Source organism: Dactylosporangium sp. NPDC000521 (genome assembly GCF_042898305.1).
In the GTDB taxonomy this organism is placed as follows: domain Bacteria; phylum Actinomycetota; class Actinomycetes; order Mycobacteriales; family Micromonosporaceae; genus Dactylosporangium.
The window spans coordinates 19,729-45,495 of the sequence record NZ_JBIAYW010000016.1; the positions used below are offsets into that span (position 1 = coordinate 19,729).

Below are 25,767 nucleotides of genomic sequence, written 5' to 3' on the forward strand. Positions count from 1 at the left end.
CGACCCTTTGAGAATCCGAAGCCTGCTCGCCGCCGCCGCCGCGCTGTCCCTGGTCGCCGCCTGCGGCGACGGTGCCGCCAGCGGCAACACGAGTGCCGAGCAGAAGACCATCCGGATCGCGTACCAGGCGTTCCCCAGCGGCGACCTCATCGTCAAGAACCAGGGGCTGCTGGAGAAGGCGCTGCCCGACTACAAGATCACCTGGACGAAGTTCGACTCCGGGGCGAGCATCAACACCGCGTTCGTCGCCAAGAGCGTCGACATCGCCGCCATCGGGTCCAGCCCCGTCGCCCGGGGGCTGTCGGCGCCGCTGAACATCCCGTACCAGGTCGCGTTCGTCCTCGACGTCGCCGGCGACAACGAGGCGCTCGTCGCCCGCAACGGCTCCAACGTCAACACGATCGCCGACCTGAAGGGCAAGAAGGTCGGCACGCCGTTCGCGTCCACCGCGCACTTCAGCCTGCTCGCCGCGCTGGACAAGGCCGGCATCAAGGAGTCCGAGCTGACCATCGTCGACCTGGAGCCGCAGGACATCCAGGCCGCGTGGACCCGTGGTGACCTCGACGCCGCGTACACCTGGCTGCCGTCGCTGGACGAGCTGAAGAAGACCGGCAAGGTCCTCATCACCAGCCGCGAGCTGGCCACCGCCGGCAAGCCGACGCTCGACCTCGGCGTGGTGTCGACCGCGTTCGCGACCGCGCACCCCGACGCCGTCGACGCGTGGCGCAAGGCGGAGGCGAAGGCCCTCGACATCATCGCCGGCGACCCGGCCGCCGCGGCCGCCGCCGTGGGCAAGGAGCTCAACATCAGCGCCGACGACGCCAAGCACCAGCTGAGCCAGGGCGTGTTCCTCAAGCCGGCCGACATCTCCAGCAGCACCTGGCTCGGCACCGAGGGCAAGGTCGGCGACCTGGCGAAGAACCTGCTCGCCGCGGCCGAGTTCCTCAAGGGCCAGAAGAAGATCGACGCCGTGCCGGACCTCGCCACGGTCGAGAAGGCCATCTACACCAAGGGCCTCCCAGGTGTCCTCCAGTCCTGAAGCGGTTGATGTACAGAACGTCGAGCACCGCTACGGCGCCGTCACCGCCGTCGGCCCGATCGACCTGCACGTGCCGGCCGGCGCCTTCCTGGTGCTGGTCGGCGCGTCCGGCTGCGGCAAGAGCACGCTGCTGCGCCTGATCGCGGGCTTCGAGCGGCCCACGACGGGGACCGTGCGCACCGGCGGCCAGGTCCCGGAGCCGGGCCGCGGCGCCGGGCTGGTGTTCCAGCAGCCGCGGCTGCTGCCGTGGAAGACGGTCGGGGGCAACGTCGAGCTGGCGCTGCGGTATGCCGGCGTACCGCAGAAGGAACGTGCCGAACGGGTGCCGGAGCTGCTCGAGCGGGTCGGCCTGCACGACGTCGCCGAGCGCCGGGTCTGGCAGATCTCCGGCGGGCAGCAGCAGCGCGTCGCGATCGCCCGTGCGCTGGCCGTACCGAATCCGCTGCTGCTGCTCGACGAGCCGTTCGCGGCTCTGGACGCGCTCACCCGGGAGCGGCTGCAGGAGGACCTGCGGCGGGTCACCGCGGAGACCGGCCGGACCTGCGTGTTCGTCACGCACAGCGTCGACGAGGCGGTGTTCCTGGGCAGCCGGGTGGTCGTGCTGACCAGCCGCCCGGGCCGCGTCGCCCTGGACCTGGACATCGACCTGCCCCGCACCGGCGTCGAGCCGGACGAGCTGCGGGGGCTGCCGGAGTACGCGTCGCTGCGGGCCACCATCGGCCACGCCGTACGGGATGCGGCCCACGAAAAAGCAAGTGAGAGGAGCACAGCGTGAAGCTCGACCACCTCGGCCCGCACTTCGGGGCCAACGTGCACGACATCGACCTCGACCGGGCCACCGACGACGAGCTCGCCGAGGTGCGGGCCGCGCTCGTCGAGCACAAGGTGCTGTTCTTCGAGGGGCAGCAGCTCGACGACGACGGCCAGGTGCGGCTCGGCCGGCGGCTCGGCGAGCTGACCGCGTCGCACCCCGTCGTGGGCGGCGTCGACGAGGCCCACCCCGAGGTGTACGCCCTCGACAGCGCCGACAACGGCTTCGCCGACGTGTGGCACACCGACGTCACGTTCATGCCCCGCCCGCCGCTCGGCTCGATCCTGCGCGCGGTCGTGCTGCCGCCGTCCGGTGGCGACACCAACTGGGCGGACAGCCAGCTGGCCTATGAGTCGTTGTCCGCTCCTGTACGAGCCCTCGCCGACCAGCTGACCGCCGTGCACGACGGCAACCGGGAGTTCGGCTACTACCTGGCGCAGCGCCGCGGCGGCAAGGGCAGCGTCTGGGACGGTGAGGTCGTCACCCGCCTCGACCCGGTCGAGCACCCGGTCGTGCGGGTCCACCCGGAGACCGGCCGGAAGGGCCTGTTCGTCAACCCGGGGTTCACGTCGCACATCGCCGGCGTCTCGGAGGCGGAGAGCCGCGGCATCCTCGACCTGCTGTACGCGCACCTGACGAAGCCGGAGCACATCGTGCGGCACCGCTGGCGGCCCGGCGACGTCGCCATGTGGGACAACCGCAGCACCGCCCACTACGCCAACCGCGACTACGGCACCGCCCACCGCGTCATGCACCGCATCACGCTGCGCGGCGACGTCCCGGTGGGGCCACACTGAGAGCATGCCCCAGCGCGTGCTCGTCCCCCTGCTCGCAGTGGTCCTGCTCACCGGCGGCGGGTGCTCGTTCAAGGAGCGCGTCTGCGGCTCCGGCGAGCACCCGGTGAAGGCCGTCGGCAACACCACCGGCCGCACCTGCGTCCGCGACGGCACCGACCCGCCGGCCGGCTACGTCCGGTACCCGGAAGGCAAGGTCCCCAAGTACGTCGACGACGAGTGGGACCGCTACTGGCGCGACAAGATCGTCGACGAGCACGGGGCCGTCGTGACGGGTTAAGGTGTGTGCCGTGACCCGGATCTGGCTGGTGCCCCTCGCGTTCGTGGCGATCGGCGTGGCGGTCGCCGCCAACCAGCTCCGGAGCGGGTCCACGACCGGCGCGGTGGTCTTCGGGCTGGTCTTCGTCGCGCTCGGCGCCGCCTTCTCGCCGCTCGCCTTCCCGCGGCACGTCCCGGCGGCCGAGGCGCAGGCGTCGGGGAAGCCGGTCATCTACTGGCGGCCGGGCTGCCAGTACTGCCTGCGGCTGCGGCTGAGCCTGCTGGGCCGGGCGCGGCACGCGGCGTGGGTCAACATCTGGCGGGACCCGGACGGCGCCGCGGCGGTGCGGGCGGTCGCCGACGGCAACGAGACCGTGCCGACCGTCGTCATCGGCGGCCACGCGCAGGTGAACCCGTCCCCCGCCACGGTGCGCCGCCGATTGCAATCATGAATTCAAATATGGCGGTCTCTCGACGGAGGAATCCGTAGGTCATGCGTGCGCCTGACCAGCGCGTGAACACCTTCAACGGACACGTCGACCACCGTAGGACGGGCAGGATTTTCCGTCAACCATCCGGCAGAATTTACCCCATTAATGTAATGGGAAATACATGATTTACGGGCGATCCTAGACTTGGCGGGTGACGTTCGAGGCGCTGACCGGCCCGCTGCGTGGTGAGGTGCTCGCGCACTGCTACCGCATGCTGGGCTCGCTGCACGACGCCGAGGACGCGGTGCAGGAGACGTACCTGCGGGCGTGGCAGGCGTTCGAGCGGCTCGCCGGCCACGGCGGGGTGCGGCCCTGGCTGTTCCGCATCGCCACCAACCGCTGCCTCACCGCCCTACGGCGGCGCGGCCGCCGCGAGCTGCCCACCGACGCCGAGGGCGAGCCGCTGTGGTTGCAGCCGCTGCCCGACGCGCTCACCGGGGTCTCGGTCGAGCTCGCGTTCGTCGCCGCGCTGCAGCACCTGGCGCCGCGCCCGCGGGCCGCGGTCCTGCTGCGCGACGTGCTCGGCTTCTCCGCCGCGGAGACCGCCGGCCTGCTCGGCACCACGGTCGCCGCCGTCAACAGCGCCGTCCAGCGGGCGCGGGCGGCCCTGCCCGCACCCGTCCCGATGGCCGCGGCCGGGGAGGTCGCGGCGGCCGCCGAGGCATACCGCGCGGCCTGGGAGCACGGCGACGTGGACGCGATCGTTGGCATGCTCGCCGACGACGCGAAGTATTCGATGCCGCCGTTGCCCGAGGTGTACCGCGGAGCCGCCATCCGCACGTTCCTCCTCGCCGGTCCGAGCCACCACCGCTGGCGGTTCCTGCCGACCCGGGCGAACGGGCGGCCGGCGTTCGGCACGTACCTGCTGCGGGACGACACCTTCGTCGCGGCGAGCGTCGACGTGGTGACGGTCCGCGGCGGCCGCCTGACCGAAGTGGTGTCGTTCCTCGATCCCACCCTGTTCCCCGCCTTCGAGCTGCCTTCTTCGCTCGCCGGCCGATGAGTTTCGCCGGCCCGCGGGGTTGTACCGGTGACGGGTACACCCACGGGAAGGAACCAGCATGCTCCTCGCAGGCAGAAACGCGATCGTCTACGGCGGCGGAGGCTCGGTCGGCGGCGCCGTCGCGCGGGCGTTCGGCCGGGCGGGCGCCCGGGTGTTCCTCACCGGCCGCACCCTCGCCACCCTGGACGCGGTCGCCGCCGACGTCCGCGCCTCGGGCGGGGCCGCGGACACCGCCGCCGTCGACGCGCTCGACGAGCACGCCGTCGACGCCCACGCGGCGGCGGTCGTGGCCGAGGCGGGCCGGATCGACATCGCCGTGAACGTCATCGCCGACGCCGACGTCCAGGGCACCCCGATGATCGACATGACCGTCGAGGACTACCTGGCCCCGGTCGTGCAGCCGGTCCGCTCGAAGTTCATCACGTCCCGCGCCGCCGCCCGCCACATGGTCCGCGACGGCCGCGGCGGCGTCCTGCTGTTCTTCGGCGGCGCCGGCGACCCTCCGCGCGACTTCCACCTCGGCGGCCTGCAGGCCGGCTTCCAGGCCGTCGAGCACCTGCGCCGGCAGCTCGCCACGGAGCTCGGCCCGCACGGCGTCCGGGTCCTGACGCTGCGCACCGGCGGCCTGCCCGACTCGATCCCGGCGGGCGTTCCTGGCCGCGAGGCCATCGAGCGGTCCATCACCGGCCAGACCCTCCTCGGCCGCGCCGCCACCCTGGAGGATGTCGGCAACGTCGCGGTCTTCGCCGCCTCGGACCTCGCTCGCACCATGACGGGCACCGCCGTCAACATCACCTGCGGCGCCATGCTCGACTGACGGTGAGCCGCGGCGCACGGAGCGACCGGCGGGCGGGCGTCAGCTCGTGCAGCCCAGCGCTCCGGTGCGCAGCACGTCGACCGCGCTCCGCAGGAGGCGGTGGCACAGGTCGGCCTCCTCGGCCCAGTCCTGCCGGACGTCGTCGTCATCGGGGATCCGGGCGTCGAGCCGCTCGAACGAGCGGTCCGGCACCGGGGTCCCGGTGATCCAGTCCACCACCGGGGCGTCGCCGACGGCCGGATCGGCAGCGCGCAGGGCGAACCCCAGCGCCACGGCCTCGGCCCGCAGCCGGTCGGCGGAGACCAGGCAGCCGTGGTCACCGGCGAGGACCCGGTCCAGCCGCCGGGGCAGCACGACGACCCCCTGGCCGCACGCGGTGAGCAGGTGGTCGAACGCCGTCGCGCGGTCTGGCAGGCGCTCATAGGCCTGGTACAGCTCCGGCCCGTACGGCGGGGCAGCGGCCGGTGCGGTGCCGCGGACCGCCACGTGCCGGGCGAACCAGTCGAGCCGGTCGGAGCGCCGGGCATGCGACGAGTAGGCGCCCATGGAGGCGCCGAGCAGGCACGGGTCCGTCCCCGGCGGCAGCGGCGGTTCGATCTCCGCGACGGACCGCGGCTCCCGGTGCGGGGGCAGCCCGTGCCGCTCCAGCGTGGCGTTGACGGCGTCCAGCAGCCGCCGCCGTTCCTCGAGCGGCCGGCAGGTGTCGGCGCAGAGGAACAGCCCGACGCCGACGTCGAAGCCCACGGCGCCGGCCTACGGCGACGCGGTGCGGGCGAGGACGGACTCGACGCCGGTGAGGAAGGTGCGCCACTCGGCCTGCTTCGTCGCCCGGGCGTGGAGGCCGTCGGGGGTGAGGGAGTAGACGCGGCGGCGACGCGGGACGGCGTGCTCCCAGTGGCTGACGACGAGACCGTCGCGTTCCAGCCGGTGCAGCGCCGGGTAGACGGTGCCCTCCGGCAGGTCGAACGCGCCGCCCGACCGCTCTCGCAGGGTGGCGATCAGCGCATAGCCGTGCACAGGGCCGGCGTCGGCCAGCACGGTCAGCAGCAACAGGTCGAGGTGCCCCCGCACATCCATACCTAGATACACTAGGTATAAGATCGGTGAATGTCAACGGCACTCCTCCTCACCGCCGGGGTGATCGGCGGGGTGATCGGCACCGCGGGCGGGATCGCGTCGCTGGTCGCGTACCCGGCGCTACTCGCCGCCGGGCTGGCGCCGGTGCAGGCCAACATCGCGAACACGGTGGCGCTGATCAGCGGGGCGGTCGCGGCGTCGGTGGCGTCACGGCGGGAGCTGCGGACGCACCGGCGGGGGCTGCCCGGGTGGGCCGCGCCCGCAGCGGCCGGCGGCACCGCCGGTGCGGTGCTGCTGCTGGTGACGCCGGCGGACGTGTTCGCGTGGATCGTGCCGTTGCTGGTCGCGTTCGCCGCGGTGTTGATCCTCGTCCGCCCATTCGCCGGGTCGCCGCCCACGAGCGGGAGGCCGACGCGGCCGGACAGCAGGGCGTGGCCGGCGGCCGTCTTCGCGGCCGTCTTCGCGGTCGGCGTCTACAGCGGGTACTTCGGCGCCGGGGCGGGCATCCTCACGCTCGCCGCCGTGCTGCACCTGGTCGATGCCGAGCTGGTCCGCGCCAACGCGGTGAAGAACGCGCTGACCGCCTGCGCCGGCGTGCTGCCCGCCGTGGTGTTCGCGCTCGTCGCCGACGTCGCCTGGTGGACGGTGGTGCCCCTGGCCGCCGGGACGGCGATCGGCGGGGCGGTCGGCCCCGCCGTCACCCGGCGTCTCGACCCTCGGGTCCTGCGCGCCATCGCGGCCCTCATGGGGTTCACCCTCGCCGCATGGCTTGCCCTGCGGGCCGCACGCTGATCAAGCGCCGCCCGGCGGGCCGCCACCGGACACTGCGGGCCGCACGCTGATCAAGCGCCGCCCGGCGAGCCGCCACCAGGCACTGCGGGCGCACGCTGATCAAGCGCCGCCCGGCGGACCGTCGCCACGGGGAGGGTCACACCTCGGAGGGCGCGCCGTGCCATTCGCGGGCGAGGAGCTCGAAGGAGCGGACCCGGTCGGCGTGGTCGTGGGTGATCGTGGTGACGAGGAGCTCGTCGGCGCCGGTGGCCCGCCGCAGGGTGCGCAGCTGCGCGGCGACCGACGCGGGATCCCCGACGAACTGGGTGTCGAGGCGGTCCTGGACGAGCGCCTGGTCCTCGTCGGTCCAGGGGGCCGCGGCCGCCTCCGCCGGGGTCGGGAACGGGATCGCGCCCGCGCCGGTGCGGATGCTGCGGACCCAGTGCCGGTACGGCGACGCCAGGTGCTTCGCCGCCGCCGCCGAGGGGGCCACGACCACGTCGGCGGAGACGACGACGTACGGCCGGTCGAGGACACCGGGGCGGAAGGCGGCGCGGTAGGCCGACACCGCCTCGAGGACGCTCGCCGGGGCGACGTGGTAGTTGGCGGCGAACGGCAGGCCCCGCTCCCCCGCCACCGTGGCGCTCTGGCCGGCGCTGGAGCCGAGGATCCACAGCTCGACCTTCGCCCCCTCGCCGGGGGTGGCGTGCACGTCGAGGCCGTCGCGGGTGTACGTGCCTGCGATGAGGGCACGGATGTCGTCGACCACCTCGGCGAAGTCCGGCGACTGCGCGCCCGGCTGCTGCAGCAGCTGCGCGAACAGCGCGAACCGCGGCTGGGTCAGCAGCCGCGAGAAGTCGAACGGCGGCGGGATGAGCAATCCGTCCACGACACGTGCGGGCCGGGCGGCGACAGGCGTGGGGGCGAAGGAGCCCCGCCGGCCAGAGCGGCCCAGGCCGAGGTCGAGCCGGCCGGGGTGCACGGCGTCGATGAGGCCGAACTGCTCCACCACGGACAGCGCGGTCTGGTGGCCGACCTGCACGGCGCCCGAGCCGACCCGGATCCGGTCGGTGGCGGCGGCGATGAGCCCGATGAGGACGGCCGGCGCGGCGCTGGCGACGCCGGGGGCGAAGTGGTGCTCGGCGACCCAGAAGCGGTGGTAGCCGAACGACTCGGCGCGCCGGGCGAGGTCGATCGTGTTGCGCAGCGCGGCGCCCGCGTCGCTGCCGGAGCTGATCGGGGACAGGTCGAGGATGGACAGAGGCACGGTCATGACGGCACCGCCAGGGTGGGGAACGGGCGACTCGGGATCTCGCGTCGCAGTACAGGAGCGACCTCGGCCTGGAAGAGCTCCAGGGATCCGCGGTGTTGCTTGTCGGTGAGCCCGTCGGCGTCGGCCTGGACGTGCATGACCTCATGGCCGAGACGGGCGTGGTACCGGTGGACCTTGTCGATGATCTGCTGCGGGCTGCCGACGAGGATCGAGCTGCGTTCGATCGCGTCCTCGATCGTGTGGAAGACCGGCTCGACGCCGACGCGCTTGAAGGTCTCCAGGCGGGCGTTGAAGATCGGCCGGTAGGTGTCCACGGCGTCCTGGGACCGTTCGGCCACGTACAACCCGGCGGACCCCGCGCCGACCAGCGCCTTGCCCGGGTCGTGGCCGTGGAACGCCAGCCGCTCCCGGTAGTGCGCGACGAGTTCGGCGTACGGCTCGACGGGGTTGGTGACGTTGGCGGAGAAGAGCGGGTCGCCGTGCAGGGCGGCCAGCTCGACGGACGCCTTGCTGGTGGCGCTGCCGTGCCAGATGCGGATGTCGCGCTGCAGCGGCCGCGGCCACGCCTCGGCGTCCTCCAAGGAGGGCCGGAAGCGACCGGACCAGGTGACCTTGTCCTCCCGCCACAGCCTGGTGAAGAGCTCGTAGCCCTCGCGGTTGCGGTCCCACTGGTCGTCGGCGGTGACGTGGAAGAGCTTGGCCTGCGCGGCGCCGTTGCCCTTGCCGACGATGAGCTCCAGGCGCCCGCCGGACAGGTTGTCCAGCGTGGAGTAGTCCTCGAACGCCCGCACCGGGTCGAGCAGGCTCAGCGTCGTCACGGCGGTGAAGAGCCGGATGACGCTGGTGCGGGCGGCGATGTGGCTGAGCACGACCGGCGGCGAGGAGGAGATGAAGGGCCGCTCGTGGCGTTCGCCGACGCCGAAGCCGTCGAAGCCGAGCTCTTCGGCGAGGATCGCGTTGTCGACGACCTCGCGCAGCCGTTCGTGGGCCGGCTTCCGGCCGTCGGTGACGATGAGCGTGATGGCGAGGAACTTCACCGCAGCACTCCTTCAGCGAACGTGTACGCCTCTTCCAGGTGCGGGTAGCCGGAGAGGATGAACTCGTCGATCCCGGCGTCCCGGTACTCGGCGATGCGGGCGGCGACCTCCGCGTGGCTGCCGACGAGGGCGGTGCCGGCGCCGCCGCGGACCAGGCCGATGCCGGCCCACAGGTTGGGGGCGACGACGAGCCGGTCGCGGTCGCCGCCGTGCAGGTCGAGCATCCGGCGCTGGCCGACGGAGTCGAGGCCGCGCAGGCTCTCCTGCCGCTGCCGGATCGTCTCGTCGGACACGCCCGCGATGAGCCGGTCGGCGGCGTCCCACGCCTGGCCGGCGGTGGCCCGGGTGATGACGTGCAGCCGGATCCCGAAACGAATCGGTCGTTCGGCGGCCGCGCGGACCGCCGCGATCTTCTCCGCCACGAGCGCGACGGGCTCGCCCCAGGTGAGGTACACGTCGGCGTGCCGGGCGGCGAGCTTGATCGCGGCCGGCGACGACCCGCCGAGGTACACCGTCGGAGTGACCGGAGGCGGCTCGCGCAGCAGCCCGCCCTCGACGTCGTAATGAAGGCCGTGGTGGTCGAAGCGGGACCCGGTCCAGGCGGCGCGGACCACGTCGAGGAACTCGCCGGCGCGCTCGTAGCGGGCGTCGTGGTCGAGCGGGTCGCCGTAGCCGCGCTGCTCGGCGGCGCTGCTGCCGATGACGACGTTGAGCAGCAGCCGCCCCTCGGACAGCCGCTGGAAGCTCGCGGCCATCTGCGCGGCGAGGACCGGGGTGATGAGCCCGGGCCGGAACGCGACGAGGAACTTGAGCCGCCGCGTCGCGGCGATCAGCGCGGCCGTGGTGAGCCACGCGTCCTCGCAGTGCGCCCCGGTCGGGGTGAGGACGCCGGCGTAGCCGAGCTGGTCGGCGGCGCGGGCGATCTGGGTCAGGTAGTCCAGGGTCGGGGCGCGGTGCGTCGCGGAGCGCGGCAGCGGGGCGGCGTCCTGCGCGCCGATGATGCCGCCGTGGGTGCCGGCGCCGACGGCGTGGTCGTCGCCGCCGGTCGGCAGGAACCAGTGGAACACGGGGTCACTCATGGTCACTCATGCCGGAGCCCGAGGTGCCCGCGCAGCGTCGTGGTGGTGTAGTCGGTGCGGAAGGCGCCGCGCTCCTGCAGCAGCGGCACGACGGTGTCGACGAACTCGTCGAGGCCGCCCGGCACGATGTGCGGCACGAGGATGAACCCGTCGGCGGCGTCGCTCTGCACGAACTCGTCGATGGTGGCCGCGACGCTCGAAGGGGTGCCGATGAAGGTCTGCCGGCCCGTGACCTCGATGATGAGGTCACGGATGCCGAGCCCTTTCTCGTCCGCCAGCGAACGCCACTGCCGGGCGGTGGCCAGGGGGTCGTCGAAGAGGCGGGCGCGGCCCTTGATGATGGAGTCGTCCTCCACGACGGGGTCGAAGACGGGCAGCGGCCCTTCGGGGTCGTGGTCGCTGAGGTCCTTGTTCCACAGTTGTTCGAGGAGCAGGATCGCGGTCTGCGGGCTGACCTGCTGCCGCCGGATGTGGTGCGCCTTCTCGGTGGCGTCAGCCAACGAGGAGCCCAGGACGAACGTACTGGCTGGGAGGATCTTCAGCTCGTCGGGGTGCCGGCCGTGCCGAGCCATGCGGCCCTTCACGTCGGCGTAGAACGCCTTGCCGGCCTCCAGGGTGCCGTGCCGGGAGAAGATGGCGTCGGCGTCGCGGGCGGCGAACTCGCGGCCGGGGTCCGAGTCGCCGGCCTGGATGATGAGCGGCCGGCCCTGCGGCGTGCGCGGCACCGTGAAGTGGCCGCGGATGTCGACGTGTTGTCCACTGTGGACGAACGCGCCGGGGTCCGCGGTGCGGGTGAACAGCCCGGCGACGCGGTCCGCGACCACCTCGTCGGGCGGCCAGGTGTCCCACAGCTCGCGCGCGGTGTGCAGGACCTCGGCGGCGCGGGTGTAGCGGTCCGCGCGGTCGAGGTAGCCGCCGCGGCGGAAGTTCTCGCCGGTGAACGCGTCGGAGGACGTGACGACGTTCCAGCCGGCCCGGCCGCCGGACAGGTGGTCCAGCGACGCGAGCTTGCGGGCCAGCTCGTAGGGCTCGTTGAAGGTGGCGTTGACGGTGCCGGTCAGCCCGAGGTGGGTGGTGACGGCGGCGAGCCCGGCGAGGACGGTGAGCGCGTCGGGCCGGCCGACGACGTCCAGGTCGTGGATGCGGCCCCGCTGCTCGCGCAGCCGCAGCCCTTCGGCGAGGAAGAAGAAGTCGAACCGGCCGCGCTCCGCGGTCTGCGCCAGGTGCCGGAACGACTCGAACGCGATCTGGCTGCCGGCCGCCGGGTCGCTCCACACCGTCGTGTTGTTCACGCCCGGGAAGTGCGCCGCGAGGATGACCTGTTTCATGCGGCGACCTCCGTGCGGGCGTAACGGTTCCGCGCGGCGGGCAGCCCGAGGTGCCCGCGCAGGGTGGTGCTCGTGTAGTCGGTGCGGAACGCGCCCTCGGCCCGCAGCAGCGGCAGCAGCTCGTCGACGATGGCCGTCAGGTCGGCGGGCAGCACCCCGGGGCGCAGCCGGAAGCCGTCGATGCCGGCGTCGCGCCACGACAGCAGCAGCGCGGCCAGCCCGGCGGCGTCACCGACGTGGATGTGGGCGTCGCTGGTGTACTGGCTGCCGTCGAGCTCGTCGAGGCGGGCCTTGCGGTCGGCGTCCAGGAACACCACCACGTCGGCGAACACCTTCACCGGCCCGGTGGCGCGGACCTCGGCGACGATCTCGGCGGCGTTCGCCGCGTCGGACGGCGTCACGTACAGGATGTCGGCGCCGAGCCCGTAGCCGAGGCTGGAGTGGGTGAGGGCGGTGACGACCGGCTGGCCCTGCGGCGGGCGCGGCGTGATCGACGGGCCCTTGACGCTGAAGTGCCGCCCGGTGAAGTCGATGTAGTGCAGCTTGTCGCGGTCGATGAACCGGCCGGTGGCGACGTCGCGGATCTCGGCGTCGTCCTCCCAGCTGTCCCACAGCCGGCGGACCACCTCGATGTGGTCGGCGGCCTCGGCGAACAGCTCCGCGACGAACGCCTGCGCGGCCGGCTCGGCGTGGGCCGCCGGGTCGAACGACGGGAACTCGCGATGGCCGAAGTGCGCGGCCTCGGCGGGCCGGCCCGACACCTGCGCCCGCCAGCCGGCCCGGCCGGTGCTCAGGTAGTCGAGGGTGGCGAGCTGGGTCGAGACGTGGAACGGCTCGGTGTGGGTCACGGTCACCGTCGGCACGAGCCCGATGTGGGTCGTCACCGGCGCCACCCTGGCCGCGATGAGCAGCGCGTCGAGGCGGCCCTTCACGTGGTCGGCCCGCCCGTCGAGGCCGTCGTACCGGCCGGACTGCAGGCCCAGGGAGTCCTCGATGGTGACGAAGTCCAGCTTGCCGCGCTCGGCCAGGCGGACGAGGTCCAGCCAGTACTCCGGCGCGAACAGCGAATCCGGGTGCGTGGACGGGTCGCGCCAGGCGGCGGGGTGCCACCCGGCACCGTCCAGCGCGACCGCCAGATGGAGCTGCGAGGTCACGCGGGGATCCCTTCCGCACGGTGCACCGGCTCGTCCCAGTCCAGGACGACGGGTTCGGCGTACGTGGTGAAGTCGGTGGTGTCGCGGAAGGCCGGCACCGTGTAGAGGTCGCGGGCGTAGGCCCACAGATGCGGGAAGTCGGCGAGCCCGGCGCCGTGGCGCGCGAGCGTCACGTACAGCCGGATGTCGGCCTCGGTGATCTCAGGGCCGAGCAGGTAGCGCCGGCTGGCGAGCCGCTCGTCGAGGGTGCCGAAGGCGTCCAGCAGCTCGGTGCTGCCCCGGGCCGCGCGGTTCACGGCCGGGTTGAGCCACTCGTCGAGCTGCTCGATTTCCTCGCGGTGCGCCTCCGGGTAGGTGTCGATCACCGGCGTCGCCAGGTGCCGGAACCGGGTCGCGAGGTCGATGCCGATGCCCTTGAAGTCGTTGCTGAGCACCACGCCGTCCGTGCGGTCCCAGAGCGTCGGGACGGAGATGTGCCCGTCGAAGCCCGGCTCGGTCGCCTCGTAGGCCTGGCGCAGCAGGGTGAAGCCGTTGACCGGGTCCGGGCCGTAGCGCTCCCGGAAGGCCCAGCCGCGCCCGTCGCGGGCGTTGTCGACGTACGAGACGCCGACGACGTCCCGCAGGCCGGCGAGCGCGTGGGCGATCGTCACGCGCTGCGACCACGGGCAGAACCAGCCGGCATAGATGTGGTAGCGGCCCGGTTGGGTACCCTCCGGCACCCGGCCGCTGAAGCGGTACAAGGGCCGGGGGTCGCCCGGGTCCTGGGAAATGCGGTACTCGCCGTGGGCCGTGGTGTCGACCGGGCTGGCCAGACGGCTTGAGCGGGGCAGTTTCGACATGGTCGTCCTCCGTCGATCCGGAGCTTCATAGCCGACCAATCCTACGTGGATACTAGGAATTAATCCAGAGGTACGTGACATGCCCGACAGGACGGCCCATCGACCGTTGACAGTCACGCACAGCCACTGCTGCACTGACCCGACGAGAGGCCGCTGACCGATCACGGTGCCGGCCCGTCGCTTCGTCGCGCAGTCGCACCCGTCGCACCCGTCGCGAAACCCCATTGAGGATGTCCCATGCGTAGATACCTTGCGTCCCTTGCCGTCGTGGCCTTACTGCTCGGCGGCTGCAACGGCGCCGCCGGGGACCCGGCCGCCGGGGCCACCGGCGCACCCGTCCAGGGCGGCAAGCTCACCTGGGCGATCGAGACCGAACCCATCACCTTCAACCCGCACCAGTACGCCCAGGCCAAGGCCCGCCTGCTGGTGTGGAACAGCTTCGAGGCGCTGCTCACCCACGACGACAAGGGCGGCTACCTGCCGTGGCTGGCGACGAAGTGGGACGTGTCCGCCGACGGGCTCACCTACACGTTCAAGCTGCGTGACGGCGTCACGTTCCACGACGGCGAGAAGTTCGACGCGGCCGCCGTCAAGGCCAACCTCGACCAGCTGCTCGTCGCCGGCTACGCGCCCGGCGTCGCCGGCACCCAGCTGAAGAACTTCAAGGACGCCCAGGTCGTCGACGCCTCGACGATCGCCGTGCACCTCAAGCAGCCGGACGTGGTCATCCTCGACTTCTTCGCCTCGCCGCAGGGCGCGCAGGTGTCCCCGAAATCGCTCAAGAGCCCCGACCTGAAGGCGGGCGGGCCGTCGGTCGTCGGCACCGGGCCGTTCATCCTCGACCGTTACACCAAGGGCCAGGAGGTCCACTACAAGAAGAACCCGGCCTACGCGTGGGCGCCGTCCAACGCCGGCCACCAAGGCCCCGCCTACCTCGACGAGATCACCTACCGGTTCCTGAAGGAGTCCAGCGTCCGCGTCGGCGCGCTGACCTCCGGCCAGGTCGACGTCATCGAGGGCGTGCCCGCCACCGAGCAGGAACTGGTCAAGAGCGACCCGAACCTGAACTTCGCCAAGCAGCTCAACAGCGGCACCGCGTACAACCTCTACTTCAACCTCACGCACGCGCCGTTCGACGACATCCGGGTCCGCAAGGCGTTCCGCGACGCCGTCGACGTCGACGCCGTGCTGCAGGGCGTCTACCGGGGCACCGCGACCCGCGCCTGGAGCCTGCTGAGCCCGTCCGGCCCGTTCTACGAGGCGTCGGTCGAGAAGACGTACGGCAACAACCCCACCGAGGCCAACAAGCTGCTCGACGAGGCCGGCTGGACCGCCAAGGACGGCGAGGGCTTCCGCACCAAGGACGGCAAGCGGCTGACGGCGAGGATCGTGCTGTCGGCGCCGTTCGTCCGCGACAAGCGCGACATCCTCGCCCAGGCCGTGCAGGCCGCGGTGAAGCAGACCGCCGGCATCGACCTGCAGGTCAAGGTCGTCGACCAGGGCACCGCCACCGACGCCCTCGCGAAGAACGAGTTCGAGGTCTTCGACAACTCCCGCGCCGACACCGACGCCGGCGCCGCCATCAACCTGATCGTGCCGAAGGGCGCCCCGATCAACCGGCACGGGTTCACCGACCCGGAGCTGGAGAAGCTGATCACCGAGGCGGCGGGGGCCGGCGACACGGCCAAGCGCAAGGAGGCCTACGCCAAGGTGCAGAAGGTCCTGACCGAGCAGGCGGTGCTGCTGCCGCTGTACGCGCCGGCGGACCAGATCGCGTCGCAGAAGAAGGTCGGCGGGGTGGGCTTCGAGCCGACGGCGGGCGTGCCCGCCAGCGCGTACAACGTGTGGATCGGCAAGTAGCGATGGCACAGCCGATGCTGAAGCCGATCCTGCGGCGGCTCGGCAGTGGGGCGGTGGTCCTCTGGGCCGCCGCCTCCGCGGCCTACCTCGCGCTGCGGCTCGCCCCCGGCGACACCGTCGACACCCTCGTCGGCGACGGCCCCGACACGCCGCAGATCCGCGCCCAGATCGCCCAGGACCTCGGCCTCGACCGGCCCGCGGTGGTGCAGTACCTGGACTACCTGTGGCGCCTGCTGCACGGTGACTTCGGCCGCTCCTACGTGCTGCAACGGCCCGTCGTGGACATCATCGGCAGCCAGGTCTGGCCGACGGTGAAGCTGACCCTGCTCGCGTCGGCGTTCAGCGCCGTCATCGCCGTCGGGCTCGCCATCGTCACCGCCGGGCGGGCCCGCTGGCTGCGCGGCCTCGTCTCGGGCCTGGAGCTGTCGCTGGTGTCCGCGCCCGGCTTCCTCATCGGCATCCTGCTGCTGAGCGTGTTCTCCTTCCAGCTCGGCTGGTTCCCCGTCTCCGGCGACCGGGACGCCTCCGCGCTGGTGCTGCCCGCGGTGTCGCTCGCGCTGCCGATCGGCGGGCTGCTCAGCCAGGTCATCCGCGAAGGCCTCGAACGGGCCCTGGAGGAGCCGTTCGCGGTGACCGCCAGGGCCCGCGGGCTGACCCGGCTCGCGCTGCTGTGGCGGCACGCCCTGCGGCACGCGCTGCTGCCCGCGGTGACCCTCGCCGGCACGCTGATCGGCTTCCTGCTCAGCGCCGCCGTCGTGGTCGAGCGGGTCTTCGGCCGGCCCGGCCTCGGCGAGGTCGCCACCGAGGCGGTCGGCAACAAGGACATCCCCGTGGTGCTCGCCGTGGTGATGCTCGCCGCCTTCATCTACGTGGCGCTGAGCACGCTCGCCGACCTGGCGTACCTGCTCGTCGACCCGCGCCTGCGGAAAGGCTGACCGTCATGTCGATCGCACTGCCCGAGAAGACCGCGCCGGTCGCCGCCGGCGACACCGGGCCGGCCGCGCCCGGCCGCGGCCGCAGGATCGCGCCGGGCGTCGTCGCCGCGGCGCTCGTGCTGCTGTCCGTCGCCGTCGCGGCCGTCGCACCGAAGCTGCTGACCGGCACCGACCCCCTCGCCGCCGACCCGTTCGCCGCCCTCCAGGCGCCCAGCGGCGCGCACTGGTTCGGCACCGACCAGCTCGGCCGGGACGTCTTCACCCGGGTCGTGCACGGCGCCCGCTACTCGCTGAGCATCGGCGCGGCCGCGACTGCGCTGTCGGTGCTGCTCGGCGGGCTCCTCGGCCTGATCGCCGGGCTCGCCCCGCGCGCCGTCGACGAAGTGGTCAGCCGCGCGCTGGACGTCCTGTCCGCGTTCCCCGAGGTCCTGCTGGCGCTGCTGTTCATCGCGTTCACCGAGCCGGGCACCCCGAGCCTCATCATGGCCATCGCCCTGGCGTTCGCGCCCCGGTACGGCCGGATCGTGCGCGCCCAGACGCTGCTGGTGCGCCGCTCCGGCTACGTCGAGCAGGCCGTCACGTTCGGCCTGTCCCGGGCCCGGCTCGTGTGGCGGCACATCCTGCCCAACGTGCTCGGCCCGCTGCCGATCCTCGCCACGATCGGCCTGGGCACGTCGATCGTCAACGCGTCCGCGCTGTCGTTCCTCGGCTTGGGGCCGCAGCCGCCGTCGCCGGAGTGGGGCGCGATGCTCGCCGAGAGCCGCAACTACCTGCGGGTCGCGTGGTGGGCGGCGATCCTGCCGGGCGCGACGCTCACGATCACCGTCATCTCGCTGACCGCGGTGGGCCGCCGGCTCCAGCGCCGCTTCGAAGGGAGGCGCTGACATGGCGCCCCTGGTGACCGTCACCGACCTGCGGGTCACGTTCCCCGGGCACGGCACGGGGCCCGTGCACGCCGTGCGCGGCGTCAGCTTCACCGTCGAGCGCGGCGAGTGCGTCGCGATCGTCGGGGAGAGCGGCTCCGGCAAGAGCGTCACCGCCCGCAGCCTCGTCGGCCTCGCCGGTCCCGGCGCCGACGTCCGGGCGTCCACACTGGACATCGACGGGCGCGACACGACCCGGTACACCGACCGGGACTGGCGCCGCCTGCGCGGCCGGGTCGCCGGGCTCGTGCTGCAGGACGCGCTCGTCTCCCTCGACCCGCTCAACACCGTCGGCCAGGAGATCGGCGAGGTGCTGCGCACCCACGGCGTCGGCACCGCCGCCACCCGCGACGCGCGGATCACCGCGCTGCTCGACGCGGTGCACGTGCCGGAGCCCGCGGTCCGCGCGAAGCAGTACCCGCACCAGCTGTCCGGCGGGCTGCGCCAGCGCGCGCTGATCGCCTCGGCGATCGCCGCCGACCCGCCGCTGCTCATCGCCGACGAGCCGACCACGGCGCTGGACGTCACCGTGCAGGCGCAGCTGCTGCGGCTGCTCGCGGAGCGCCGCGCGGCCGGCTCGACGCTGCTGCTCATCAGCCACGACCTCGCCGTCGTCGCCGGCATCGCCGACCGCGTCCTCGTCATGCACGACGGCGTCATCGTCGAGCAGGGCCCGACCGGGCGGATCCTCACCGCCCCCGAGCACGCCTACACCCGCATGCTCCTCGCCGCGGTGCCGACCGCCGCGTCGCGCGGCCACCGGCTCAGCACCGCCGGCCGTGAGCCGCTGCCGCCGCCGGCGGTCGAGCCGGACCGGGTCGTGCTGCGCGCCGAGGGGCTGCACAAGCGCTACGGCGCCCGGCACGCCGTCGACGACGTCAGCTTCACGCTCGCCCGGGGCGAGATCCTCGGCGTCGTCGGCGAGTCCGGCTCCGGCAAGACCACCGTGGCGCGGATCGCGCTCGGGCTCCTCGAACCCGACCAGGGCACCGTGCACCTCGCCGGCAAGCCCTGGACGGGGGTACCCGAGCGGCGGCGCCGGCCCGACCGTCGCCGCCTGCAGGTCGTCTCGCAGGATCCGCTCAGCTCGTTCGACCCGCGGTACACGGTGGAGAAGCTCGTCGCGGAACCCCTCGGGCTGCGCGGCGCGGCCCGCCGGGACCGGGTCGTGGAGCTCCTGGAGCGGGTCGGTCTGAGCGCCGCACACCTGCGCCGCCACCCGCGGGCCCTGTCCGGCGGGCAGCGGCAGCGGGTCGCGATCGCCCGCGCCGTCGGTCCCCGCCCTGACGTCCTCGTCTGCGACGAACCGGTGTCGGCGCTGGACGTGTCGGTCCAGGCGCAGGTCCTCGACCTGCTCGCGGACCTGCGCGCCGCCGACGGCACGGCGCTGCTGTTCATCTCCCACGACCTCGGCGTCATCCACCACCTGGCCGACCGTGTGCTCGTCATGCACGACGGCCGCGTCGTCGAGCACGGCCCGGTCGAGGACGTCTTCGCCCGGCCCGGGCACGCCTACACCCGGACCCTTCTCGCCGCCCTGCCGGCGCTGACCAGCTGACCGCTCTCCACCAGGGACAACCATGCACATTCTGGACAACCCAGCCTGGGCCGCGCTCACCGGCCCGCACGCCCGCTTCGCCGAGCGCAGCGGCGACGCCATCCGCTACCAGACCGACGTCACCCCGTTCATCACCGTCGCGCCCGGCTCCGGCCCGGACGTCTGGGACGACGTGGCCGCGCTCGCCGGCGCCGGCGAGGTCGTCACGATCACCGGCACGGCGCCGCCCCCGCCGGCGCACTGGGAGGTCGTCCTCGAGGCCGGCGGCGTGCAGCTGATCGACGTCGCTCTCGAGGCGCGCCCCGACCCGGAGGCCGCCGTCCTGACCACCGCCGACGTGCCCGAGATCCTCGACCTCGTCGAACGGACCCAGCCGGGACCGTTCCGGCGGCGCACGATCGAGCTCGGCACGTACCTCGGCATCCGCCGCGACGGGAAGCTGGTCGCGCTCGCCGGGGAGCGGCTGCACCCGCCCGGCTGGACCGAGATCTCCGCCGTCTGCACCGACCCCGCGCACCGCGGGCAGGGCCTCGCGACCCGGCTCGTGCGGGCCGTCGCGCACGGCATCCGCGCCCGCGGCGAGCAGCCGTTCCTGCACGCCGCCGCGACGAACACCGGCGCGATCCGCCTGTACGAGTCGATCGGCTTCCAGCTGCGCCGCCGCACCACGTTCCGGGCGGTCCGGGTCCCGTCGCTCGTGGGAGGGCCGGCCTGATGCTCTACGCCACCGAGGTCCAGGCGCCGTCGCTCGCCGCCCTGGAGCGGGCCGTGCTCGACGCCGAGCAGGCCGGCTACGCGTTCGTGACGTTCCCCGACGCGCCGCGGCGGGCCGGCATCGAGGCGGGGGTCCTGGCCGCCTACCTGGCGCGGCGCACCACGACGATCGGGCTCGCGCCCACCCTGCACGCCACCACCACCGAGCCGTTCCACCTCGCCACCCAGCTCGCCAGCCTCGACCACGCGTCGCTGGGGCGGGCCGGCTGGGTCGTCGGCGCCACCACGGCACCACCGGACCTCGCCACCGTCGGCCGTCTTCAGGTCGACGCCGGCGAGGTCGCCGCCGTCGTCGAGGTCGCCCGCCGGCTGTGGGACTCGTGGGAGGACGACGCGGTCATCCGGGACGTGCCGACCGGCCGGTTCCTCGACCCGCGGAAGGTGCACCACGTCGACTTCGAGGGCCCCGGGTTCTCCGTCGCCGGCCCGCTCATCACTCCCCGCCCGCCGCAGGGGCAGGTCGTCGTCATCGGCGCCGCCGCGATCGCGGCGGAGCTGGACGTCGCGCTGGTGCGGGGCGCCGGCGTCGCGGACATCGCCGGGCGCGCCGCCGCGGCCCGCGCGACCGGGGTGCCGCTGGTCTTCGCCGACGTGCCCGCCGGCTTCGACGCCGCCGCGCTGGAGGGCGTGGTCGACGGGGTGCACTTCCACGGCGGTACACCACCCGCCATCGCCGCGGGCGCACCCGGCGCGACCCTGCGGGAGAGGCTCGGCCTCCCCCGGCCCGGAAACCGTTACGCGACCGCGAGGAGCACGGCATGACCCAGTTGCATCTCGGTGTGTTCTTCACCGGCGTCGGGCCCAACCTGCTGTGGACCGAGCCGGACTTCGCCGAGCACACCCACATCGACACGTTCGTCGACGTCGTGCGCACCATGGAGCGGGGGCTGTTCGACGCGTTCTTCCTCGGCGAGGGCCTGCGCGTGCGGGAGAACCGCGGCACCGTGTACGACCTCGACGTCGCCGGACGGCCCGACGCGATCACGCAGCTCGCCGCGCTCGCCGCCGAGACGACCCACATCGGGCTGGTCGCCACGCAGAACACCACCTACAACTACCCCGCGGACCTGGCCCGCCGGCTGGCGAGTCTCGACGCCGTCTCCGGCGGCCGGGCCGGCTGGAACATCGTGACCACCGACAACGCGTGGACCGGCGCGAACTTCCGGCACGGCGGCTGGCTGCCGCACGAGCGCCGCTACGAGCGGGCGACGGCGTTCGTCGAGACCGCGAAGGCGTTGTGGCGCAACGAGCACGTCGTCCGCGACACCGACCTCGTCACGCTCGACGCGACCGGCGCGGTCCCGCCGAGCCCGCAGGGGCGGCCGGTGCTCTTCCAGGCCGGCGACTCCGACGGCGGCCGCGAGCTCGCCGCCCGCCACGCCGACGTGGTCTTCTCCGCGAACACCGACTACGACAAGGCCGCCGCCTACGCCGCGGACCTGCGGGCGCGGCTCGCCCGGCACGGCCGGGCCGCGGACTCGCTGCGGATCCTGCCCGGCGCGTCGGTCGTGCTCGGCGACACTCTCCAGGAGGCGCAGGAGCGCGCCCACTGGATCACCCGGGAACAGACCACCGGGCCACGCGCGATCGCGTTCCTGGAGCAGTACTGGGGCAAGGACCTCTCCGGCTACGACCCCGACGGGCCGCTGCCGGACATCGACCCGGCCGAGGGCGAACTGGACCCGTCCCGCGGCACCATCCCGATCGAGCTGCGCACCGGCAAGCTGCAGCGGATCGCCGTGTGGCGGTCCCTCGCGGCGGAGCGCGGGCTGTCGATCCGGGACCTGGTGATCGAGGTGACGCCGCGGCACAACACGTTCGTCGGCACGCCCGGGCAGGTCGCCGACGAGTGGTCCCGCTACGTGCGGGACCGGGTCGTCGACGGGTTCAACCTGCTGCCGCAGCTGCTGCCGGGCACCGTGGAGGACATCGTGGACCGGCTCGTGCCGCAGCTGCAGGAGCGCGGCGTGTACCGCACCGCGTACGAGGGCACCACGCTGCGCTCGCACCTGGGGCTGCCGCCGGCCTGACGATGCTCGCGGTGCGGCCGCCGGTGTGAGCGGCCGGCGAAGCGTCTCGGGCCGCGAACCAGCATTGCAGTTCAGCTCAGGCCGACGCCGGAGCGCAGCGGAGGCGGCGGCGTGACCCCCCTGCGGGGATGTACCCTCACGGACAGTGCAGGGCGAGCAGGCGGGAGCACAGGTGGCCGCAGCAGCGAAGGACACCGGCGGTGAGGCGAGCGGGCCGGCGCGGGTCACGATCCGCCAGGTCGCCGTCCACGCCGGGGTGTCCGAGGCGGCCGTGTCCTACGCGCTCAACAACCGGCCCGGCGTCTCGGAGCAGACCCGGGCGCGGGTGCTCGCCGCCGCCCGGGACCTCGGCTGGGCGCCTAACATCGCCGCCCGCTCGCTGGGCACCGCCCGCGCCAACGCGGTCGGGCTGGTGCTCGTCCGGCCGCCGCGGGTGATGATCGTCGACTCCTGGTTCACGCAGATGCTCAGCGGCGTCGAGGCCGAGCTCAACCGCAACGACATCGCGCTGGTGCTGCACCTCGTCGACCGGATCGAGGACACCATCGACGTGTACCGCAAGTGGTGGGCGGGCCGGCACGTCGACGGCGTCATCCTGACCGACCTGCGCAAGGACGACCCGCGGCTCGACGCGCTCGTCGAGATCGGCCTGCCCGCCGCCGTCATCGGCGGCAAGCCCGGGATCGACGGCTGCAGCACCGTCGACGCCGACACGGCCGGCACCGCCCGCGCCATCGTCGGCTACCTGCGGGCCCTCGGGCACCGCACGATCGCCCGCGTCGCCGGCACCGAGGAGCTCTTCCACACCGGCCAGCGCGACGCCGCGTACCTGGCGGCGCTCGCCGACTCCGGGCTCGACACCGGCCGGTACCGGGTCGTCTACACCAACTACAGCGCCGTCGACGGCATGCGGGCGATGCGCGAGCTGATGAGCGGCGCGGAGCCGCCGACCGCCGTCGTGTTCGACAACGACGTGATGGCCGCCGCGTCGCTGAAGGTGGCGCACGAGATGGGCCTGTCCGTGCCGGAGGACGTGTCGGTCGTCGCCTGGGACGACTCCGACCTGTGCCAGATCACCGTCCCGGCGATCACCGCCGTGCAGCAGACCCCGGCGGAGCAGGCGGAGCTCGCCGCCCGTGCCCTGCTCACGACCATCAACGGCGGTGGGGTCAGCCACGTCACGCTGCCCCCGGGCACCCTCACCGCCCGTCAGTCGACCCGGCCGCTGCGCCCCGGCCGCACCGCCTGACCGTCCGCAACCGGTTCAGCGCGCTACTGTTGACACTCCTTACACCACCAACTTAAGGTCATGCTTCGCGTACTTATCCGGTTCAGTCCGGCAGTGACCACGGGAGCACACCACATGCTTGTCCTGCGTCCCCTCCACTCGGGATGGACCCTGCGCGCACCCTCCATCGACGGCCCGGTGCCGGCGACCGTGCCGGGCTGCGTGCACACGGACCTGCTCGCCGCCGGGCTGATCCCCGATCCGTACCTGGACGCGAACGAGCTCGACCTGGCGTGGATCGGCCGGTCGTCGTGGGTCTACTCGACGACGTTCGACGCGGTCGCCGGCGGCGACCAGGCCGACGCGGTCGCCGGCGGCGACCAGGGCAACGCGGTCGCCGGCGGCGACCAGGGCAACGCGGTCGCCGGCGGCGACCAGGGCAACGCGGCCGACGCGGCCGACGCGGCCGCCGCCGACCGGGTGGACCTGGTCGCCGACGGCCTGGACACGGTGGCGACGGTGACGCTCAACGGGGTGCGGCTGGGCCGGACGGCGAACATGCACCGCGGCTACCGGTTCGACGTGCGCTCCCTGCTGCGGCCCACCGGCAACGTGCTCGAGGTGCACTTCGACTCGGCGTACGAGTACGCGCTGGGCGTCCGGGACGCGCTGGGAGCCCGCCCCAACGCGTACGACGAGCCCTTCCAGTACATCCGCAAGATGGCCTCGAACTTCGGCTGGGACTGGGGTCCGACCCTCGTCACCGCCGGCATCTGGCAGCCGATCGGCCTCGCGTCGTGGTCGGTGGCGCGCCTGGACTCGGTGCGGCCGGTGGTGAGCGTCGACGGCGCCGACGGCGTCGTGGACGTGCACGTGACGGTCGAGCGCGCGGCCGGCGACCCGCTGACCGTGACCGCCACGGTCGCCGGCGTCACGGCGTCGGCGGAGGTCCCGGCCGGGGCCACCGAGGCGTCGGTGCGGGTGCGGGTGCCGGACGTGCGGCTGTGGTGGCCCCGCGGATACGGCGATCCCTCGCTGTACGACCTGTCGGTGACCCTGTCCGCCGGCCCCGATCCGCTCGACGCGTGGCAGCGCCGGATCGGCTTCCGCACGGTGGTGCTGGACACCGCCGCCGACGCCGACGGGACGGCCTTCACGCTGGTCGTCAACGGGGTGCCGGTGTTCGTGCGAGGCGTGAACTGGATCCCCGACGACGCGTTCGTCACCCGCGTCGACCGGGCCCGCTACGAGGCGCGGTTCACCCAGGCCGTCGACGCCGGGGTCAACTACCTGCGGGTGTGGGGCGGCGGCCGGTACGAGAGCGAGGACTTCTACGAGCTCGCCGACTCCCTCGGGCTGCTCGTCGGGCAGGACTTCCTGTTCGCGTGCGCCGCGTACCCCGAGGAGGAGCCCCTGGCGTCGGAGGTCGCCGCGGAGGCGCGCGAGCAGGTGGTCCGCCTGATGCCGCACCCGAGCCTGGTCATGTGGGTCGGCAACAACGAGAACATCTGGGGCTGGCACGACTGGGACTGGCAGGCCGCGCTGGAGGGCCGCACCTGGGGCGCCGGCTACTACCTGGACGTGCTGCCGGGGATCGTGCACGCGTTGGACCCGTCCCGCCCGTACTGGCCGGGCAGCCCCTACTCCGGGGACTCCGGCGTGCACCCGAACGACCCCGCGCACGGCACCACCCACATCTGGGACGTGTGGAACACCCACGACTACCGGCACTACGGCACCTACCGGCCGCGGTTCGTGGCCGAGTTCGGGTTCCAGGCGCCGCCCACCTACGCCACCCTCCGCCGCGCCGTGTCCGACGACCCCCTGACCCCTTCCTCGCCGGGTGTCCTGCACCACCAGAAGGCCGCCGACGGCAACGGCAAGCTCGCCCGCGGCCTCGCCGGCCACTTCCCCGTGCCCGCGGACCTCCCCTTCCCGGACTTCGCCGACTGGCACTGGGCGACGCAGCTCAACCAGGCCCGCGCCATCACGTTCGGGATCGAACACTTCCGCTCGCTGCGCCCCCTGTGCATGGGCACGATCCTGTGGCAGCTCAACGACAACTGGCCCGTCACGTCGTGGTCCGCCGTGGACGGCGACGGTCGCCGCAAGCCGCTGTGGTTCGCGCTGCGGCGGGTGTACGCCGACCGTCTCCTCACCTTCCAGCCGCGCGACGGCGCGCCCGCGCTGGTGGCCGTCAACGACTCGGCGCTCCCCTGGCAGGCCCAGCTGGACGTGCAGCGCGTCTCCTTCGCCGGCGACATCATCGCGAAGACCACGGTCACGCTGGACGTGCCGGCCCACGGGTCGGTGACGCTGCCGCTGCCGGCGGACGTGGCCACGCCGGACTCGCCGTCGGCGGAGCTCATCACCGCCGACCGCGCGGTGTGGTTCTTCGCCGAGGACGTGGACCTGGCGTACCCGGCGGCGGCTGTCGACGTGGCCGTCCGGCCCTTCGACGGCGGCGCCGACGTGGAGATCACCGCCCGGACGCTGGTGCGTGACCTCACCCTGTTCGCCGACCGCCTCTCCCCCGCGGCAACGGTCGACGACCAGCTCGTGACCCTGCTGCCCGGCGCCTCTGTGACCCTGCGCGTCACCGGCCCGGACCTGCCCGCTCCGGACGACCCCGCCTGGCGCACCGCCCCGGTCCTGCGCACCGCGAACGACCTCGTCACCCCCTGACCC

Annotated in this window: 25 protein-coding genes; 17 read left to right on the forward strand and 8 right to left on the reverse strand. The window is 73.3% G+C overall.

Translation table 11 applies throughout. The annotated features are described in order from the left end of the window. Window positions 1-7 precede the first annotated feature (7 nt). The 7 genes from ACFY3L_RS38585 to ACFY3L_RS38615 all read left to right on the forward strand — a co-directional run bounded on the left by ACFY3L_RS38585 (window position 8) and on the right by ACFY3L_RS38615 (window position 5,213). On the forward strand, window positions 8-1,039 hold the full coding sequence (locus ACFY3L_RS38585) for a glycine betaine ABC transporter substrate-binding protein (RefSeq protein ID WP_389336068.1): 1,032 nt from the start codon (window positions 8-10) through the stop codon (window positions 1,037-1,039). Then, window positions 1,023-1,814: an ABC transporter ATP-binding protein gene (locus ACFY3L_RS38590; RefSeq protein ID WP_389336071.1), complete on the forward strand. Its 792-nt coding sequence runs from the start codon at window positions 1,023-1,025 to the stop codon at window positions 1,812-1,814. Before ACFY3L_RS38585 ends, ACFY3L_RS38590 begins: the two co-directional genes overlap by 17 nt. Beyond that, window positions 1,811-2,647, forward strand: a complete 837-nt coding sequence (locus tag ACFY3L_RS38595) for a TauD/TfdA dioxygenase family protein (protein ID WP_389336074.1) — start codon at window positions 1,811-1,813, stop codon at window positions 2,645-2,647. The genes ACFY3L_RS38590 and ACFY3L_RS38595 overlap by 4 nt, the downstream gene beginning before the upstream one ends. Window positions 2,648-2,651: 4 nt before the next feature. Next, on the forward strand, window positions 2,652-2,924 hold the full coding sequence (locus ACFY3L_RS38600; protein WP_389336077.1) for an SCO0607 family lipoprotein: 273 nt from the start codon (window positions 2,652-2,654) through the stop codon (window positions 2,922-2,924). A 10-nt stretch (window positions 2,925-2,934) separates the two neighbouring features. After that, window positions 2,935-3,354 (forward strand): glutaredoxin domain-containing protein, encoded by a 420-nt coding sequence (locus tag ACFY3L_RS38605; RefSeq protein WP_389336080.1) that lies wholly within the window; start codon window positions 2,935-2,937, stop codon window positions 3,352-3,354. A 190-nt stretch (window positions 3,355-3,544) separates the two neighbouring features. Continuing rightward, the gene (locus ACFY3L_RS38610) at window positions 3,545-4,396 is read left to right on the forward strand and encodes an RNA polymerase subunit sigma-70 (protein WP_389336083.1); all 852 of its coding nucleotides are present in this window, start codon (window positions 3,545-3,547) and stop codon (window positions 4,394-4,396) included. 58 nt (window positions 4,397-4,454) lie between these two features. Next, window positions 4,455-5,213 (forward strand): SDR family NAD(P)-dependent oxidoreductase, encoded by a 759-nt coding sequence (locus ACFY3L_RS38615; protein WP_389336086.1) that lies wholly within the window; start codon window positions 4,455-4,457, stop codon window positions 5,211-5,213. A 39-nt stretch (window positions 5,214-5,252) separates the two neighbouring features. Here the strand turns inward: ACFY3L_RS38615 and ACFY3L_RS38620 are convergent, their stop codons facing one another. After that, window positions 5,253-5,957, reverse strand: coding sequence for a hypothetical protein (locus tag ACFY3L_RS38620; protein ID WP_389336089.1), 705 nt, complete (start codon window positions 5,955-5,957; stop codon window positions 5,253-5,255). Between the two features lie 9 nt (window positions 5,958-5,966). Continuing rightward, window positions 5,967-6,290: a PadR family transcriptional regulator gene (locus ACFY3L_RS38625; protein ID WP_389336092.1), complete on the reverse strand. Its 324-nt coding sequence runs from the start codon at window positions 6,288-6,290 to the stop codon at window positions 5,967-5,969. A gap of 30 nt (window positions 6,291-6,320) precedes the next feature. Between ACFY3L_RS38625 and ACFY3L_RS38630 the strand changes: the two genes are divergently transcribed. Continuing rightward, the gene (locus ACFY3L_RS38630; protein WP_389336095.1) at window positions 6,321-7,082 is read left to right on the forward strand and encodes a sulfite exporter TauE/SafE family protein; all 762 of its coding nucleotides are present in this window, start codon (window positions 6,321-6,323) and stop codon (window positions 7,080-7,082) included. Window positions 7,083-7,218: 136 nt separating this feature from the next. Here the strand turns inward: ACFY3L_RS38630 and ACFY3L_RS38635 are convergent, their stop codons facing one another. From ACFY3L_RS38635 to ACFY3L_RS38660, 6 genes are read right to left on the reverse strand one after another with little or no spacing between them, the layout of a single operon-like run. Beyond that, window positions 7,219-8,334, reverse strand: a complete 1,116-nt coding sequence (locus tag ACFY3L_RS38635; RefSeq protein ID WP_389336098.1) for an LLM class flavin-dependent oxidoreductase — start codon at window positions 8,332-8,334, stop codon at window positions 7,219-7,221. Further along, window positions 8,331-9,371: an LLM class flavin-dependent oxidoreductase gene (locus ACFY3L_RS38640; RefSeq protein WP_389336101.1), complete on the reverse strand. Its 1,041-nt coding sequence runs from the start codon at window positions 9,369-9,371 to the stop codon at window positions 8,331-8,333. The genes ACFY3L_RS38635 and ACFY3L_RS38640 overlap by 4 nt, the downstream gene beginning before the upstream one ends. Next, window positions 9,368-10,450: an LLM class flavin-dependent oxidoreductase gene (locus ACFY3L_RS38645; protein WP_389336104.1), complete on the reverse strand. Its 1,083-nt coding sequence runs from the start codon at window positions 10,448-10,450 to the stop codon at window positions 9,368-9,370. The genes ACFY3L_RS38640 and ACFY3L_RS38645 overlap by 4 nt, the downstream gene beginning before the upstream one ends. A 2-nt stretch (window positions 10,451-10,452) precedes the next feature. Then, the gene (locus tag ACFY3L_RS38650; RefSeq protein ID WP_389336107.1) at window positions 10,453-11,778 is read right to left on the reverse strand and encodes an NtaA/DmoA family FMN-dependent monooxygenase; all 1,326 of its coding nucleotides are present in this window, start codon (window positions 11,776-11,778) and stop codon (window positions 10,453-10,455) included. Next, window positions 11,775-12,932 (reverse strand): LLM class flavin-dependent oxidoreductase, encoded by a 1,158-nt coding sequence (locus tag ACFY3L_RS38655; protein ID WP_389336110.1) that lies wholly within the window; start codon window positions 12,930-12,932, stop codon window positions 11,775-11,777. Before ACFY3L_RS38655 ends, ACFY3L_RS38650 begins: the two co-directional genes overlap by 4 nt. Further along, the gene (locus ACFY3L_RS38660; protein ID WP_389336113.1) at window positions 12,929-13,771 is read right to left on the reverse strand and encodes a glutathione S-transferase C-terminal domain-containing protein; all 843 of its coding nucleotides are present in this window, start codon (window positions 13,769-13,771) and stop codon (window positions 12,929-12,931) included. The genes ACFY3L_RS38655 and ACFY3L_RS38660 overlap by 4 nt, the downstream gene beginning before the upstream one ends. A 237-nt stretch (window positions 13,772-14,008) precedes the next feature. Between ACFY3L_RS38660 and ACFY3L_RS38665 the strand changes: the two genes are divergently transcribed. From ACFY3L_RS38665 to ACFY3L_RS38705, 9 genes are all read left to right on the forward strand, one after another. Next, the gene (locus ACFY3L_RS38665) at window positions 14,009-15,631 is read left to right on the forward strand and encodes an ABC transporter substrate-binding protein (RefSeq protein WP_389336116.1); all 1,623 of its coding nucleotides are present in this window, start codon (window positions 14,009-14,011) and stop codon (window positions 15,629-15,631) included. 14 nt (window positions 15,632-15,645) lie between these two features. Next, window positions 15,646-16,566, forward strand: coding sequence for an ABC transporter permease (locus ACFY3L_RS38670; RefSeq protein ID WP_389336119.1), 921 nt, complete (start codon window positions 15,646-15,648; stop codon window positions 16,564-16,566). Between the two features lie 5 nt (window positions 16,567-16,571). Further along, a complete protein-coding gene (locus tag ACFY3L_RS38675) occupies window positions 16,572-17,450 on the forward strand; it encodes an ABC transporter permease (RefSeq protein WP_389336122.1) in 879 nt (292 codons plus the stop codon). Between the two features lies 1 nt (window position 17,451). Then, window positions 17,452-19,047: a dipeptide ABC transporter ATP-binding protein gene (locus tag ACFY3L_RS38680; protein ID WP_389336125.1), complete on the forward strand. Its 1,596-nt coding sequence runs from the start codon at window positions 17,452-17,454 to the stop codon at window positions 19,045-19,047. 22 nt (window positions 19,048-19,069) lie between these two features. Next, complete coding sequence (locus tag ACFY3L_RS38685) at window positions 19,070-19,762, forward strand: GNAT family N-acetyltransferase (protein WP_389336128.1); 693 nt, start codon at window positions 19,070-19,072, stop codon at window positions 19,760-19,762. After that, window positions 19,762-20,583 (forward strand): LLM class flavin-dependent oxidoreductase, encoded by an 822-nt coding sequence (locus ACFY3L_RS38690; RefSeq protein WP_389336131.1) that lies wholly within the window; start codon window positions 19,762-19,764, stop codon window positions 20,581-20,583. The genes ACFY3L_RS38685 and ACFY3L_RS38690 overlap by 1 nt, the downstream gene beginning before the upstream one ends. Further along, window positions 20,580-21,851: an LLM class flavin-dependent oxidoreductase gene (locus ACFY3L_RS38695; RefSeq protein ID WP_389336134.1), complete on the forward strand. Its 1,272-nt coding sequence runs from the start codon at window positions 20,580-20,582 to the stop codon at window positions 21,849-21,851. Before ACFY3L_RS38690 ends, ACFY3L_RS38695 begins: the two co-directional genes overlap by 4 nt. 172 nt (window positions 21,852-22,023) lie before the next feature. After that, complete coding sequence (locus ACFY3L_RS38700; protein WP_389336137.1) at window positions 22,024-23,100, forward strand: LacI family DNA-binding transcriptional regulator; 1,077 nt, start codon at window positions 22,024-22,026, stop codon at window positions 23,098-23,100. 114 nt (window positions 23,101-23,214) lie between these two features. After that, window positions 23,215-25,764: a glycoside hydrolase family 2 protein gene (locus ACFY3L_RS38705; RefSeq protein WP_389336140.1), complete on the forward strand. Its 2,550-nt coding sequence runs from the start codon at window positions 23,215-23,217 to the stop codon at window positions 25,762-25,764. Window positions 25,765-25,767: the final 3 nt, after the last annotated feature.